This is a genomic window from Aliiglaciecola sp., from assembly GCF_039982535.1.
Lineage (GTDB): Bacteria > Pseudomonadota > Gammaproteobacteria > Enterobacterales > Alteromonadaceae > Aliiglaciecola.
Genome location: NZ_JBDWYG010000007.1, coordinates 56,329 through 71,235, shown reverse-complemented (window position 1 = coordinate 71,235; position 14,907 = coordinate 56,329). Strand labels below are relative to the sequence as shown.

At 41.9% G+C, this 14,907-nt stretch carries 11 protein-coding genes; 6 read left to right on the top strand and 5 right to left on the bottom strand.

The genetic code is table 11. The annotated features are described in order from the left end of the window. Positions 1-14: 14 nt before the first annotated feature. Positions 15-1,028: a tRNA (adenosine(37)-N6)-threonylcarbamoyltransferase complex transferase subunit TsaD gene (gene tsaD / locus ABJV04_RS00325; RefSeq protein WP_348489301.1), complete on the bottom strand. Its 1,014-nt coding sequence runs from the start codon at positions 1,026-1,028 to the stop codon at positions 15-17. 234 nt (positions 1,029-1,262) lie between these two features. Between tsaD and rpsU the strand changes: the two genes are divergently transcribed. From rpsU to rpoD, 4 genes are all read left to right on the top strand, one after another. Beyond that, on the top strand, positions 1,263-1,478 hold the full coding sequence (gene rpsU / locus ABJV04_RS00320) for a 30S ribosomal protein S21 (protein ID WP_008845199.1): 216 nt from the start codon (positions 1,263-1,265) through the stop codon (positions 1,476-1,478). Positions 1,479-1,566: 88 nt separating this feature from the next. Next, positions 1,567-2,010: a GatB/YqeY domain-containing protein gene (locus ABJV04_RS00315; RefSeq protein ID WP_348489112.1), complete on the top strand. Its 444-nt coding sequence runs from the start codon at positions 1,567-1,569 to the stop codon at positions 2,008-2,010. Positions 2,011-2,134: 124 nt separating this feature from the next. Then, on the top strand, positions 2,135-3,919 hold the full coding sequence (dnaG, locus tag ABJV04_RS00310) for a DNA primase (protein ID WP_348489111.1): 1,785 nt from the start codon (positions 2,135-2,137) through the stop codon (positions 3,917-3,919). Between the two features lie 286 nt (positions 3,920-4,205). Continuing rightward, on the top strand, positions 4,206-6,035 hold the full coding sequence (rpoD, locus tag ABJV04_RS00305) for an RNA polymerase sigma factor RpoD (protein WP_348489110.1): 1,830 nt from the start codon (positions 4,206-4,208) through the stop codon (positions 6,033-6,035). 246 nt (positions 6,036-6,281) lie between these two features. Here the strand turns inward: rpoD and ABJV04_RS00300 are convergent, their stop codons facing one another. The 4 genes from ABJV04_RS00300 to ABJV04_RS00285 form a co-directional block, all read right to left on the bottom strand. After that, the gene (locus tag ABJV04_RS00300) at positions 6,282-6,920 is read right to left on the bottom strand and encodes an alpha/beta fold hydrolase (protein WP_348489109.1); all 639 of its coding nucleotides are present in this window, start codon (positions 6,918-6,920) and stop codon (positions 6,282-6,284) included. A gap of 2 nt (positions 6,921-6,922) precedes the next feature. Beyond that, complete coding sequence (locus tag ABJV04_RS00295; RefSeq protein WP_348489108.1) at positions 6,923-8,041, bottom strand: hypothetical protein; 1,119 nt, start codon at positions 8,039-8,041, stop codon at positions 6,923-6,925. A gap of 71 nt (positions 8,042-8,112) precedes the next feature. Beyond that, on the bottom strand, positions 8,113-11,223 hold the full coding sequence (locus ABJV04_RS00290) for an efflux RND transporter permease subunit (RefSeq protein WP_348489107.1): 3,111 nt from the start codon (positions 11,221-11,223) through the stop codon (positions 8,113-8,115). A gap of 9 nt (positions 11,224-11,232) precedes the next feature. After that, a complete protein-coding gene (locus ABJV04_RS00285; RefSeq protein WP_348489106.1) occupies positions 11,233-12,300 on the bottom strand; it encodes an efflux RND transporter periplasmic adaptor subunit in 1,068 nt (355 codons plus the stop codon). Between the two features lie 105 nt (positions 12,301-12,405). On the opposite strand from ABJV04_RS00285, the gene ABJV04_RS00280 reads away from it, so the two are divergent. Together ABJV04_RS00280 and ABJV04_RS00275 are read left to right on the top strand one after the other, a co-directional pair. Continuing rightward, a complete protein-coding gene (locus ABJV04_RS00280) occupies positions 12,406-12,945 on the top strand; it encodes an NUDIX hydrolase (RefSeq protein ID WP_348489105.1) in 540 nt (179 codons plus the stop codon). Positions 12,946-13,047: 102 nt separating this feature from the next. Then, positions 13,048-14,811, top strand: coding sequence for an acyl-CoA dehydrogenase family protein (locus ABJV04_RS00275; RefSeq protein ID WP_348489104.1), 1,764 nt, complete (start codon positions 13,048-13,050; stop codon positions 14,809-14,811). The last annotated feature ends 96 nt before the right edge of the window (positions 14,812-14,907 follow it).

Genomic DNA, 14,907 nt, shown 5'->3' with positions numbered 1-14,907 from the left:
TTAAAAATTTGTAATTAAATGGCAGGCAACGTATCTAAAGACCAGCGAGGTTTGGCTTTACTATTGAGCGATTCTACTTGACCGGCCTTAAGACGTTGTAAACCGGCGTAAGCAATCATAGCGCCGTTATCGGTGCAAAATTCTAATCGCGGGTAATACACCTTACCGTTAATCTTTTTCATCATCCCTTCGAGTTGTTCTCTGAGCATAGTGTTGGCACTGACTCCGCCGGCAATCACTAAGCGCTTTAATTTTGTTTGCTTGAGAGCTCGTCTACATTTAATTGCTAGGGTATCCACTACCGCATCTTGGAATGCATAAGCAATATCGGCTTTGGTTTGTTCATCTAGGTTTTCAGAGCGAATAGTGTTGGCAGCGGCAGTTTTTAAACCACTAAAGCTAAAATCCAATCCAGGTTTCGAGGTCATTGGTCGTGGGAATTGGAAACGCCCGGGTGTGCCCTGCTCTGCCAGTTTAGCCAACAAAGGACCACCGGGATAATCAAGACCCATCATTTTTGCGGTTTTATCAAAGGCTTCTCCGGCGGCATCATCCACCGACTCGCCCAAGACTTTATATTGTCCAATTCCTTCAACCTGAACCATCATGGTATGTCCACCAGAAACCAACAACGCAATAAACGGAAATTCAGGTTTAGGGTCATCGAGCATAGGTGCAAGTAGATGGCCTTCCATATGATGAACACCAACAGCAGGCACATTCCAAGCAAAGGCTAAACTTCTACCCACAGACGCGCCTACTAATAAAGCGCCGATCAATCCAGGCCCTTGAGTGTAAGCAACTCCATCTATCTGCTGTGCAGTGGTATTTGCATCTGACATGGCTTTTTTAATTAATGGAACAATTTTCCTGACGTGATCTCTAGACGCCAACTCAGGCACCACGCCACCATAATCGGCATGTAACTTCACTTGACTATATAATTCATGGGAAAGCAGCCCTTGCTGATCATCCAAAATAGCCACGCCAGTTTCGTCACAGGAAGTTTCAATTCCTAAAATTCGCATATTCATTTATACTCTGTATCAAAATTGCTCGAAGTTTACCTTTGCGCCCTCAAAGACGCTAGGGTTCTGCGAATTTAAACCGCAAAAAGCAAAAAACTTGCGGCAAAAGTGAAATAATCTTCAATCTTCCCTTTACAAGCGCTCAGCGAATGATTAAAATTCCGCACCATTTTTGACCGCACCGGCTATTTTTTGGGCTGGTAACCAGATTTAATATTTTGAGGTGAGATTTTAATGCCAATCGTTAAAGTAAGAGAGAACGAACCATTTGACGTAGCACTGCGTCGTTTCAAGCGTTCATGTGAAAAAGCAGGTGTTCTTTCAGAAGTTCGTCGTCGCGAATTCTTTGAAAAGCCGACTTGGGAACGTAAGCGTAAGAAAGCAGCTGCTAAAAAGCGTCACTTGAAAAAGTTAGCTCGCGAAAACGCACGTCGCATCAAGTTATACTAATATCTCGCTTCTGTTGCTTGGGATTAAATCTAGATTTTTAATTCCAAGCCTAAGCTGTCTAAATAGTTTTACGTTTTAGAGTTTTCAGATGACCCTTCTTGAACAACTAAATCAAGCAATGAAAGATGCTATGCGCGCTAAAGACAAACTTCGTCTTGGCACAATTCGTATGGCGCTTGCAGCAGTAAAGCAGCGTGAAGTAGACGAGAGAATTGAGTTAACTGATACTGATGTCATTGTACTGCTAACAAAGATGGTTAAACAGCGTAAAGATGCTGCTAGCCAATTTGAAGATGCTGGACGCCAAGATTTGGCTGACACTGAAAAAGCAGAAATCGATGTTATCCAATCATTTTTACCTCAGCCGTTAACGGCCGAAGAATTAGATGATTTGATTCAACAAGCGATGCAAGATACTCAGGCTGCGGGGATGCAGGATATGGGCAAGGTAATGGGCTGGTTAAAACCAAAAGTTCAGGGCCGTGCTGATATGGGCAAATTAAGTGGTCAAATTAAAGCTAAGCTTGCCTGATTACCTTAAGCCACTCGCGAAACTATTCTCAAGCCGCAATTGCAAAATTGCGGCTTGTTTGTTTCTGTTCCTTACTGATAAAGTAATGTTTGTTTAACCCCTTTTACAAGTTTGAATCCTATTCATGGCTGGACGAATTCCAAAAGATTTTATCGATGACTTAATTGCTCGCACTGACATAGTGGAGTTAATTGACAGTCGCGTTAAATTAAAAAAAGCAGGCAAAAATTACCAAGCTTGTTGTCCTTTCCATAGTGAAAAAAGCCCATCATTTACAGTCAGCCAAGAGAAACAGTTTTATCATTGTTTTGGTTGTGGTGCCCATGGCAACGCTATATCTTTTGTCATCGAATATGATCGTCTTGAGTTTCCAGAAGCCGTAGAAGAATTAGCCAGATTTCACAGCTTAGAAGTGCCACGAGAACAAGGTGGTAAACCAGGTCCCACTCCTCAGCAAAAAGCGCAAATTGCCGACGATTATCAATTAATGGAACAAGCTTCTCGGTTTTTTGAACATCAATTAAAGCAGCATGATCAAAAAAACAAACCCATTGACTATTTGAAGCAGCGTGGACTCAGTGGTGAAATAGTTAAAGCCTTCGGCATAGGTTATGCTCCGCCGGAGTGGGATGGTATTTATAAGCAATTTGGCACCAGTCCTGAAAAGCAACAACAGCTACTTGATTTAAAGTTAATTACTGAAAATGACAATCGTCGCCGATATGATTTTTTCCGCGATAGGATTATGTTCCCGATCCGCGATAAACGCGGCAGAGTGATTGGTTTTGGTGGCCGTGTTTTAGAAGATGGCGGTCCTAAATACCTTAACTCCCCGGAAACCAGAATTTTCCATAAAGGTCATGAGTTATATGGCTTTTATCAAGCGAAACAGGCCAACCGTAAACTTGAACGTTTAATGATTGTTGAAGGTTATATGGATGTCGTTGCGTTAGCCCAATATGGGATCGACTACGCCGTTGCCTCATTAGGTACCTCAACAACGCCAGAACATATACAAATGTTATTTCGTGCCGCCCCAGAAATAATTTGTTGTTACGACGGCGATCGCGCAGGCCGAGATGCCGCATGGCGCGCCTTAGAAAATGCTCTTCCTCAGCTCAAAGATGGTGTGGAGATGAAGTTTTTGTTCCTCCCCGATGGTGAAGATCCAGATACCTTGGTGAGACAAACCGGTAAAGAGCAATTCGAAACCCTTTTACGGGAAAAGTCCGTTCCCCTATCCCAGTTCTTTTTTGAGAATCTAATTCAGCAGTTTAATGTCGGCAGTAGCGAAGGAAAAGCAGCCTTAACTAAAGCAGCTAATGAGTATATTGAGCAAATTAATGCCGAAAACCTCGTGGTTTTGCTCAAAGAAGAGTTACGTAAAAAGATCAAAGGCGATAGCTATAAAGCAGATATTTTGCAGGATATTAAACAAGCTAATCGCATCGGCAAAGCACAAAAACTGGATTATCAGTTACCTAACAAAAACAATATGTCGCCAGTTAGAAAACTCCTACGACTGTTGTTATTACATCCTAACTTAGCCAAACAACACCCAGATATTCAACCGGCAGCATTGAACCCAGATTTTATCAAAGGCTTACATGTGCTGATTAAAATGCAGCAATTCTGTGCCTCTCAATCGGACATCAATACAGGACATGTATTAGAGCATTTCAGGGGCGATCCGGAAGCGAAGTTCTTACAACAATTATTGCAAATCGACCATGACGCTGACGACAATCGGCCAGATAAGTTATATATCGACAGTTTTAATCGCTTAATTGAACAACAACTTAAAGCGAGATATCAACAACTTATGGCAAAAGGTTCAGCAATGACCAAAGAAGAAATGCAAGAAGTGAAATTGCTTACCCAAACAAAAGCCACTTATAGCGCAGAATAATTCAGGTCATTCCTTTCTAGGTCAAATATTTAACCCGCAATTTATCCCTATGTTTTCATCAAATTGCACTTGAATAAAAACTATTCACCCATACATATAGAGAACTGTAAGGTTTGACGATAAAATACCGGAAAATGGCTTAATTAACTGGCCTGAGTACAGGGTTTTCTGCTATACTGGCTAATTCGCAAACGCCTCGGTGCACGCAGATTTTATCTGGATTTTGACAATTTAGATTGCTCAGTTCCAGGTACACTTTCAACTGATTTTGAGAAACGTAGGTTATATGGCGCAAAGCAAGCAGTCTCAGATAAAACTCCTTATTGTAAAAGGAAAAGAGCAAGGTTATTTAACTTTTGCTGAAGTAAACGATCACCTTCCCCAGGATATTATCGACTCTGATCAAATCGAAGATATTATTCGAATGATCAATGATATGGGTATTCAGGTATTCGAATCAGCTCCCGATTCTGACGAATTGTTGATGCAAGAAACTACAGCCGATGAAGAAGTCGCTGAAGCCGCAGCCCAAGCGTTAGCTACGGTTGAGAGTGAAATTGGTCGCACAACTGACCCAGTTCGTATGTACATGCGCGAAATGGGAACGGTAGAGCTTCTGACTCGTGAAGGCGAAATTGAAATTGCCAAACGAATTGAAGATGGTATTAACCAAGTTCAGTGCTCTGTAGCAGAATATCCAGAAGCAATTACCTATTTGCTAGATCAATGGGACCAGTTCGAAGCTGAAGAAATTCGTCTTAGTGACATCATTATTGGTTTTGTCGATCCTAACGAAACGGATGTTGCTCCTACCGCCACTCATGTTGGTTCTGAGTTATCTGAAGAAGAGTTGGAAGACGAAGATGACGACGAAGATGATGAGGACGAGGAAGAAGAAGATACCGGTCCTGATCCTGAACTAGCCAGAGAAAAATTTGATGCTTTGCGTAAGCAATATATCAAAGCTCGCGATGTTATCGCGGTTAAAGGTCGTTCACACAAAGACGCTAGAAAACAAATTAATGAACTAAGTGAAGTCTTTAAAGAGTTCAGATTAGTACCAAAACAATTCGACCGCATGGTTAAAAACATGCGCAGCATGATGAATCGTGTGCGTGTGCAAGAACGAATTGTAATGAAGCACTGTGTTGTCAACGCCAAAATGCCTAAGAAAGACTTTATTAAGGCATTTGCAGGCAACGAAACCACCACTGATTGGTTGGTTGCAGTACTTGAAAGTGGAGCAAGCTATGTGCCTGCTTTACTTGAAGTTAAAGAAGAATTAGAACGCGCTATCGGCAAGATGAACCAAGTTGAAGAAGAAACTGGCTTGATCATCGCAGATATTAAAGACATTAACCGTCGTATGTCGATAGGTGAAGCGAAAGCACGTCGCGCGAAAAAAGAAATGGTAGAAGCAAACTTACGTTTGGTTATCTCCATTGCTAAAAAGTATACCAACCGTGGACTGCAATTCTTGGATTTGATTCAAGAAGGTAACATTGGTTTGATGAAAGCGGTTGATAAGTTCGAATACCGTCGTGGTTATAAGTTCTCTACTTATGCGACTTGGTGGATTCGACAAGCGATTACTCGCTCAATTGCTGACCAAGCGCGAACTATCCGTATTCCTGTACACATGATCGAGACGATTAATAAACTAAATCGTATTTCTCGTCAGATGCTACAAGAAATGGGTAGAGAGCCAACACCGGAAGAGTTGTCAGAACGCATGATCATGCCTGAAGACAAAATCCGTAAGGTACTTAAAATTGCTAAAGAGCCAATCTCCATGGAAACACCAATTGGTGATGATGAAGATTCGCACTTAGGTGACTTTATCGAGGATAGTACCATTGTACAGCCTCTCGATTCAGCTACAGGCGGTAGTCTTAAAGACGCCACTCAAGAAGTACTTGCTGGACTAACAGCCAGAGAAGCGAAAGTATTACGTATGCGTTTTGGTATTGATATGAACACTGACCACACTTTGGAAGAAGTTGGTAAGCAGTTTGACGTTACCCGTGAACGTATTCGTCAGATCGAAGCTAAGGCGCTACGTAAGTTACGTCACCCTAGCCGTTCTGAGCAATTACGCAGTTTCTTAGACGAGTAGATTCTTGCTTTAGATACAAACTTTTAAAAGCCGCTTAATAGCGGCTTTTTTGTTTGTGTTTGTTGGCATCCATGGCCTAAAGGCCAGGCTACAACACTCCCTGTAGGCGGGCGCTTTAGCTCCGCGATTAATTGGCTAGACCCCATGGCCTAAAGGCCATGCTACATGAGCGGCGAAAACACTCGCTGTAGGCGGGTGCTTTAGCCCTGCGATTACTTGGATAGATCCCATGGCCTGAAGGCCATGCTACAGGGTTGCTAGGGTGGATTGGATGGTGCTTATTTTGTCTAAAATTATCTTGCTGACTTTTCGGCTACTAGGTAAAAAGGTGTGTACAATCGGCACTTTAATCACTTCTGAAATATCTTTGTGAGCGCACTCATTGACTGATACTACCCCATCATTCTGTTCATCTAAGAAGTACTTTTTGGTTAAAGGAAAACTTCGTGTTCCAACAATTGCCGTTTTGGGGATATCCGGCATACCAATTTCTAAAAGCCTTGAGGGAGTAGCCAGTAGTTGACCACAATCACCTGAAACTAATTGAAAGCCCAGTTCATGTTGACTTTTTTGAGCTAGTCTCGCTGGCGTCACTGGAGAACCTAATAAAAATAGATGATTAGGTAACCTAGTAGCTACAGGCATATTTTGCAACGCTGCCCTTAACATAATACCGCCGAGGGAATGACCAACAACCACATATTCCCCTTTTACAGCGATGTCTTGAATTTTCCGCTTAACTCTATCTACTATCTCAGTGAAAGTCTCAGTACCAGTAAAATAGCCAATTACATCAACACAATGGCCGTGTCTGCGTAATCGCCATAACATGGGAGTTGCAGATATTGGCGTACGCCCCATGCCATGGACAAATAAAACCTGCATCCCTACCAACTGCCTTTGGTACGCATTAATTCAACTGTCGTAATAAAGCCATTACAGACTTCTGCATCTTGTTCTAACATCATCTCAAAAATAGCATCCGCATGTTTTGTGTTTTTTAATGCCTGTGAATACAGTAGATGACTAAAAGCAATATTACACATTCCAAAAGGATCTTTAATCGATCGTAATAGGTCTATAGATTTTTCGAAGAAGTCAGCACTACCGATAAGATTGTAAGAAGCAACTTCAAGGTTTTCATTATTCTCGATTTTAAGAGCGGTAAACATCTTTTTAGCAAGCGCTAGGAGCTCTAAATCTTCCGTATTAGTCTCATATAAATCATATAGATAAGAGGACATCAACACTTGGGCTTTACCACACATATTCGCGCTATCATCAGCATGCTCTTCTTCTAATTGTTCTATTAATTCAAGAATTGCAGGCGTCCAATCTCGCCATTGCTTATTGTCTGATACCTCGGGAAACAAAAATAACATTTCTCGTAACTTTCGTGCAGAATAAACACCTGCACAATGAAAGGTTGTGCCGGTTAAATAGGTTTGATTGTGCCAATAATAGGATTTTTCTAGGTCTTGTCGAATACCAAAACCGCCGGAAAAATAATTGAAAGCCAAGATATTCATGCAGCCCGCATGAGCCTGTTCTGCGCACAAGTGCCAATATTTATAGGCCCCATGTGGATCTTGAAGCAAAAACCGAGCGATGTGCCCAGATTCAAATATCAAATTGCCAAAATCTGCAATATTAGGATTATTTTTAAGAAACAAATCAACTTTGTCGAGACCATTTTCTAGCTGTTCTAGGTGAACACTTTGATCAAGATCGATTCTTGCGAAGTTTAATATGACAATAGAATGTATCAGTACCTGATGATAAACAAGCTCAGCTTGGGTTGGAGAATCATATTGCTCAATAACTTTATTCATCACGCCAGCTGCATGTTCTAATGCATCTAAATCAATGTCACTGTAAAGTCGGTTTTGAACTTCATCTCCATATACAAATACTACAGCCTCTCTAGCTTCATCTAACAGGCTCTGCTCAGCTGAGGCAATCGAACAGAACCCACAGAAAAATAGTATGCATATCCGTATAATCATTTAATTCCTCAAACTTCAACCGTTCAGTTGAATAAGTCTAACGCCAAATTTGACGTTAGACTAGGTTCTGATTAAACGGCATCACCTTTGGTATAAGGAATTTTTTCATCTAGCTCTTCGAGTTCATGGGCAATCTGCTCAGGAGAGCCGGTATGTCTAGCTAGCCAATAATAAGCAATTGGTACCACATAAAGGGTCATTAAAGCTGATAACAATACGCCGTAAAAGATGACGATACCGATAACAGTTCTACTCTCAGAGCCAGGGCCTGTCGCTAACACTAACGGAAGTGAACTGAAAACCGTAGTAAAACCGGTCATCACTATGGGTCGTAAACGTTGCGTGGCCGCGCGTTTTAACGCGGTTTCAAACTCGATCCCGGCATCCCGTAATTGGTTGGCAAATTCGACTATCAAAATACCATTTTTCGCAGCCAAACCAATCAACATAACCAATCCTATTTGGCTGTAGATATTTAAACTGGCTCCTGAAATATAGAGCCCAATAAACGCACCTAACAAGGCCAATGGAACCGTTAACATAATTACCAGTGGATGGATCCAACTTTCAAATTGCGCAGCTAGAACGAGATAGGTAATTGCCAGTGCTAATATGAAAACAAAGATAACTGAACTGCCAGACTCTTTATAAAGCTGAGACTCACCTTTGTAATCAATCGAAACACCATCAGGTAACTCGGTCTCCACAATGTTTTCTAAATAGGTTAATGCTTCACCCACGGTGTAATCGCTGGCCAAGTTAGCGCTAATGGTGACACTGCGCATACGGTTATAGCGATTCAAACGAGCCGAAGTAGCCTGTTCTTCAAAGGTTAGTAGGTTATCCATGGGGATAAGCTGATTGGTGGTAGCTGATCTGACATAGAGATTCTCAATGCTTTGAGGACTGCGGTAGTCTTCTTCTTGCCCTTCGAGAATAACATCGTATTCTTGGCCACGGTCCAGATAAGTGGATACCCGTCTTTGACCAAGCATGGTCTCCAAGGTACTACCGATTTCCGATATGGAAACCCCAAGGTCAGCTGCTCGTTGTCTATCAATATTAATCAAAATTTGTGGCAAGGTTTCTTTGTAGTCTGAATCCAAACGCAGTAATTTTGGATTTTCAGCGGCTTTTTCTAAAACCGTATTACGCCACTTTACTAGGTCTTCATAGGTATCACCTTGAAGTACAAATTGTACCGGACGACCTAGTCCGCGACCGCCGATTCCCGAGCGCATAATCGCGAATGCTCTAACATCAGGAACTTCCGATAACTTAGCACTTAGCTCGTCCATGACCTCGAAGGTTGAACGTTTGCGATCTTCGAAGGCAACCATGCCCACTACCGCCATCCCTGCAGAACCACCGAAGCCGGGGGTACGCACTAGAATACGGTCAATATCACCTTCATCTAAATAAGGTAAAAGTAAAGCTTCAACTTTTTTTAAGTTTGCCGCATTGCTTTCGAAACTTGCCCCTTCCGCTGCTTGCAGCGAAATAAAGAAGTTACCGCGGTCTTCTTTAGGTACAAACTCACTGGGGATCTTTTGGCTTAACTGCACTAAAGCGACAACGCTGACGATCAGCATAATTGATACTAAAATAGGTTGATGTAAGGTTTTGTTTAAGCTTTTGTAATAAGAACCTTCCACTTTCTTAAAGGTATTGTCCATCCACATACCAAAACCTGAATTGCGTGAACGATTTTTCAATAACTTCGAAGACAACATAGGTGAAAGAGTTAACGCGGTAAAACTTGAAAATGCCACAGCTGCGGCAATAGCTAAGGCAAACTCAGTGAATAAACGACCAATATTCCCTTCTAGGAAAACCAAAGGAACAAACACCGAAATCAATACCAAAGTGGTGGCAATAACAGCAAAACCGACTTCACTTGCCCCTCGAAATGCGGCCAATAAAGGAGGTTCGCCCATTTCGAGACGGCGATAAATATTTTCGATAACCACTATAGCATCATCAACCACCAGACCTATGGCCAGTACCATCGCCAAAAGCGTCAGAAGGTTGATTGAGAAGCCTAAGGCATACATCACAATAAAGGCGGCGACGAGTGACACTGGGACGGTCACTGCGGGAATTAAAGTTGCGCGAATATTACCTAAAAAGATATAAATAACGATGATAACCAACGCCATCGCTATACCTAAGGTGTTATAAACTTCACTTATTGACTCTTCTATAAACACTGAGGAATCATAACTTGGAACGATAAATATGTTTTCCGGTAAAGTGGCGGAAATTTCCTCAATCGCTTTTTTCGCTTCTCTAGCCACTTCCAAAGTATTGGCTTTAGACTGTTTAATAACCCCCATGCCGATCATGTTGACGCCATCACCACGGAATTGTGACTCATCATCTTCAGCGGCAAGTTCAACTTTACCAATCTCACTGAGTTTAACTAAATAGCCACCAGCTCCAACTTTTATGGTTAAGTCAGCAAAATCTTCTGGTGTTAGGAAACTCCGTGCCACACGCACTTCAAAATCTCGATCGTTGGATTCAATTTCGCCTGCGGGTAACTCTACGTTTTCAGAACGAATAACTCTTTCCACGTCGGCAACGGTGATCTCCCTAGCCGCCATCGCGTTGCGATCTAACCATACTTTCATGGCGTAGGTACGTGCACCGCCTAAACGTACACGGGCAATACCATTTACTACCGATAAACGATCGACAATAAACCGGTCGGCGTAATCGGTTAATTCCATTACCGACAAATTATCACTACGCAAGTTATACCAAACGATAACATCTTCATCGGAGTCTGACTTAGACACTTCCGGTGGATCCGCTTGATCAGGTAAGTTATTGAGTGCGCGACTGACGCGCTCGCGCACGTCGTTCGACGCCGCATCTATATTTCTAGAAAGATTAAATTCAATACTGATATCCGAACGGCCATTACGGCTGGTAGAAGTGATATTTTTAATCCCTTCAATTCCAGATATTCGGTCTTCTAAAAGTTGAGTAATACGGGTTTCCACAATGGATGCTGAAGCCCCAGGGTAATTAGTATTGATAGATACAATAGGAGGATCAATATCTGGGTATTCGCGCAATGACAAAAAGGTGATTGCAACAACCCCGAAAATGATCAGAAGCAAGTTGACTACCGATGCGAATACCGGTCGTTTGACTGAAATATCGGATAAAAGCATGCTAACTCCCTACAAAGTCGCTTGTTCTAAAAGCGAAACAGTGGAGCCATTAACTAATCGCAATGCCCCTTCGGTAACGACTTTCTGACCTTCTTCTAGTCCAGAGAGTATCTGCACAATGCCAGGGCGTCTAAGGCCTACTTTTACTTCTTTTAATTGCGCCTTATCGCCTTCGATAACAAACACAAATTGTTTATCTTCGTTGGGAATAATCGCTTTTTCAGGTAACACTAAGGACTTCAACACTTGTTTTTGTAGATTAATTTGTAACAACATACCTGGCAGCAGTTTTAAATCAGGATTATCAATGAGTGCTCTCACTTGAATAGAACGAGTATTTGCATCTACGCGAGAATTAACACTTCGAATTTCACCGATGAAAATTTCATCTGGGTATGCCACTGAATATGCTTTAACTTTTTGCCCTTGGGACAGAGAGGGTAAATGACTCTCTGAGATATTAAAATCCACCTTTACTTTGCGTAAATCATCTAAGGTAGTTATCACATTCTCAGGAGTAACGTATGCGCCTACACTGACCATACGAATGCCTAATTTACCGGTAAAAGGTGCACTTAGGGTGAGTTCAGATAATTGCGCATTGGCCACTTCAATCTGTGCCCTTAAGGTTTTAACTTTCGCTTGTTGCTCATCCAACAGCTGCTGGGAAGCCACACTACTTTTTGCCAAGTTAACAATACGTTTAAGCTGGCGCTGGGCTTCTTGTAAGTTGATATTCAATTCGTTTAATCGGGCCTGCTCTTCGCGATCATTCATTCGCATAAGCAATTGACCTTTTTTCACTACATCACCATCATCAAAAAATAACTCTTGGATCACGTCTGACTGCAAAGGCGTAAGGGAAACAGCTTCATTTGCTCTGGCGGTTCCTAACGCTTCCACTGTAACTGGGAAATCGGTTTTTAGTACCTCAAAAAAGACCACTGGCGTTGCCACTTTTTCTTTCTTTTTTTGACCATCTTTTTCAGCCAATCCTGGGTAATTTAAGAAAACAAGTAGGCCGATGAGGGCCAGCGTGGCTATCAACAATGGTGATAGCATTGTCTTTAATGTCATGTAAGGTTCCTGAATAATGTAGTGAGTTAATCTAAGCAGTTATTTTTTGGCGTTAAAAGTAGTAAACTGCCTACAGTAAGATTATTGAACATTGTACCCTCTATTGTGAAAAATAAATTAGTCATCTACCTAGCAATATCGTCATTCTGTCTTACTTCATGTAGTAAGCCGGTACCAAGCGATCCTGTTTGTCGTGTTGACCAATCAGAATATCCTCAACAAACTGCAAATGCGGCCTGCCTTATTAGGCTAGGTGATAAGTTAGTTACAATAACTCAGAGACTTAGCGGCAAACTGGATTTACCCGGGGGCACTTCAGACAACATTGAGTCGGCAAAATGTACAGCCCATCGTGAAACGTGGGAGGAAACTGGCTTTAATGTAGAAGTTCGCCAGTTGTTAGGTACAAATAACAAGGGTATGCGTTTTTACGAATGTAATTTAGCCGCAGATTTCGATGATAGTTTTGTCGAGTTTCCAGTGCCAGAATGGTCAGCTTTAGAAGTATCTTCGATACAATTAGTCGACCCCTATGTAACTGATTTCAATCAATGGCGTTTCCCTGAAGAGTTAACCCATGTTCGTGAAATGTTCAATAAAGTAGAAGATTCTGCAATCCAACCTAAGCCAGATCACATTAAATAATAAACTATTACTATCTGTAATTTAAAATTTAGTTAACAAGGCTGTATAATTCTCAAAATCAACTGGTCTGAACAGTTAACTTAACCAAAAGGGTGGAAATATATGCCGCAATACACAGCTCCGTTAACAGATATGCAATTTCTTTTGCACGACTGGTTAAAATTAGAAGAACATTATTCTTCTTTGGGCCTTCAAGACTTTGACAAGGACTTAGTCAACGAAATACTCAGTCAAGGTGCTAAATTTGCAGAGCAAGCAATCGCCCCACTCAATCGAGAAGGCGACGAACAAAGCTGTAAACTTGAAAATGGCAAAGTTACCACGCCGGACGGATTCGCCGCTGCTTACCATGAATACATCGCCAATGGCTGGAATGCTATGCTTGGAAATCCAGAATACGACGGCCAAGATCTCCCCCATACCATGGCTGTACCTGTTCAAGAAATGCTATGTTCAGCCAATGTGAGCTGGCGTCTAATTAGCATGTTGACGGAAAGTGCCGTTTTAGCAATTAATAAACACGGTGACCAAGCACTAAAAGATACCTATCTTAGAAAACTAATCTCTGGTGAGTGGACAGGCACTATGTGTTTGACTGAGCCCCAAGCAGGAACGGACTTAAGTTTATTATCTACCAAAGCAGAACCTCAGGAAGATGGTAGTTATAAAATCACCGGGAATAAAATTTTCATCTCCGGTGGCGATCAAGAATGGACCGACAATATTATCCACCTTGTTTTAGCTAGATTGCCAGATGCCCCTGCCGGCGTAAAAGGGATCAGCTTATTTGCGGTACCTAAAATTATGGTGTCAGAAAATGGCGAGCTAGGAGAAGCAAATTCATTGTCTGTAGGCAGTTTAGAAAAGAAAATGGGCATAAAAGCTTGTCCAACCTGCGTCATGAACTTCGACCAAGCTACAGGCTTTATTGTTGGCGCTCCTCATAAAGGATTAGCTTGCATGTTCACCATGATGAACGACGCTCGCTTTCAGGTTGGCTTACAAGGTCTTGGCATCGCTGAGGGTTCGTACCAAGGCGCACTTGAATATGCGCGAGATCGTTTGCAATCAAGAGCACCTCAAGGAGTACAAAACCCAGAAGGTAAAGCAGACCCAATATTAGCTCACCCTGATGTGCGCAAAATGTTACTGACTCAAAAATCCCTAACTGAAGGCTGTCGTGCACTGTCATTTTTATACGCTAGCCAAATGGATATTGAAAAAAGTGCGGACGATGAAGCAAGTAAACAAGCTGCTTCAAATGTAGTTGCGTTTTTAACTCCCATTGCTAAAGGTTTTATGACTGATGTAGGTCAGGAAGTAAGTAGCTTAGGAGTTCAAGTATACGGTGGCCATGGCTTTATCCGTGAATGGGGTATGGAACAGTACATGCGTGACAGCCGTATCACCCAACTTTACGAAGGCACTAACGGTATTCAAGCAGCGGATCTAATTGGCCGTAAACTATCCCGAGACAATGGTGACATGTTAAACGATACCTATCAGGTGTTTGACAAAATGGTGGGTGAAATCGCTGATCCTAGCCGTTTGGAAAAAGCAAAATCGATATTGGAAGAGTGGCATCAAATGTCATTGCAAGTTAAACAGCAGTCGGCGGTAAACGTGGCTGGTTCGGCATACGATTATATGAATTACAGTGCCTATAGTTTGCTAGGGATATTGTGGTTGAGCATGGCAGACAGCGCTTCACAAAGCGACAACCAGTCGATTCAACAGGGCAAACAAGCGACCTGTGACTTCTACATCAAGCGTATGTTACCTCGTAAAGATGTTTATAAAGTTAATCTATTAGAAGATGCCAACGACTTAATTGAGGTGGCAGATAATTTATTTGATTATCAATAAGCAACTTTTTGCTACATGGTGAATTGAAAAAGCGCCTATAACCTAAAGCAAGACATAAAAAAAACCGGTAAAACTTAGTTTTACCGGTTTTTTATT

Excerpts from the sequence above, each read along its gene's own strand:
- ABJV04_RS00275 (WP_348489104.1), top strand. The coding sequence starts at position 13,048 with ATGCCGCAATACACAGCTCCGTTAACAGATATGCAATTTCTTTTGCAC.
- dnaG (WP_348489111.1), top strand. The coding sequence starts at position 2,135 with ATGGCTGGACGAATTCCAAAAGATTTTATCGATGACTTAATTGCTCGC.
- rpsU (WP_008845199.1), top strand. The coding sequence starts at position 1,263 with ATGCCAATCGTTAAAGTAAGAGAGAACGAACCATTTGACGTAGCACTG.
- ABJV04_RS00315 (WP_348489112.1), top strand. The coding sequence starts at position 1,567 with ATGACCCTTCTTGAACAACTAAATCAAGCAATGAAAGATGCTATGCGC.
- ABJV04_RS00300 (WP_348489109.1), bottom strand. The coding sequence starts at position 6,920 with ATGCAGGTTTTATTTGTCCATGGCATGGGGCGTACGCCAATATCTGCA.
- tsaD (WP_348489301.1), bottom strand. The coding sequence starts at position 1,028 with ATGCGAATTTTAGGAATTGAAACTTCCTGTGACGAAACTGGCGTGGCT.
- ABJV04_RS00285 (WP_348489106.1), bottom strand. The coding sequence starts at position 12,300 with ATGACATTAAAGACAATGCTATCACCATTGTTGATAGCCACGCTGGCC.
- ABJV04_RS00295 (WP_348489108.1), bottom strand. The coding sequence starts at position 8,041 with ATGATTATACGGATATGCATACTATTTTTCTGTGGGTTCTGTTCGATT.
- ABJV04_RS00290 (WP_348489107.1), bottom strand. The coding sequence starts at position 11,223 with ATGCTTTTATCCGATATTTCAGTCAAACGACCGGTATTCGCATCGGTA.
- rpoD (WP_348489110.1), top strand. The coding sequence starts at position 4,206 with ATGGCGCAAAGCAAGCAGTCTCAGATAAAACTCCTTATTGTAAAAGGA.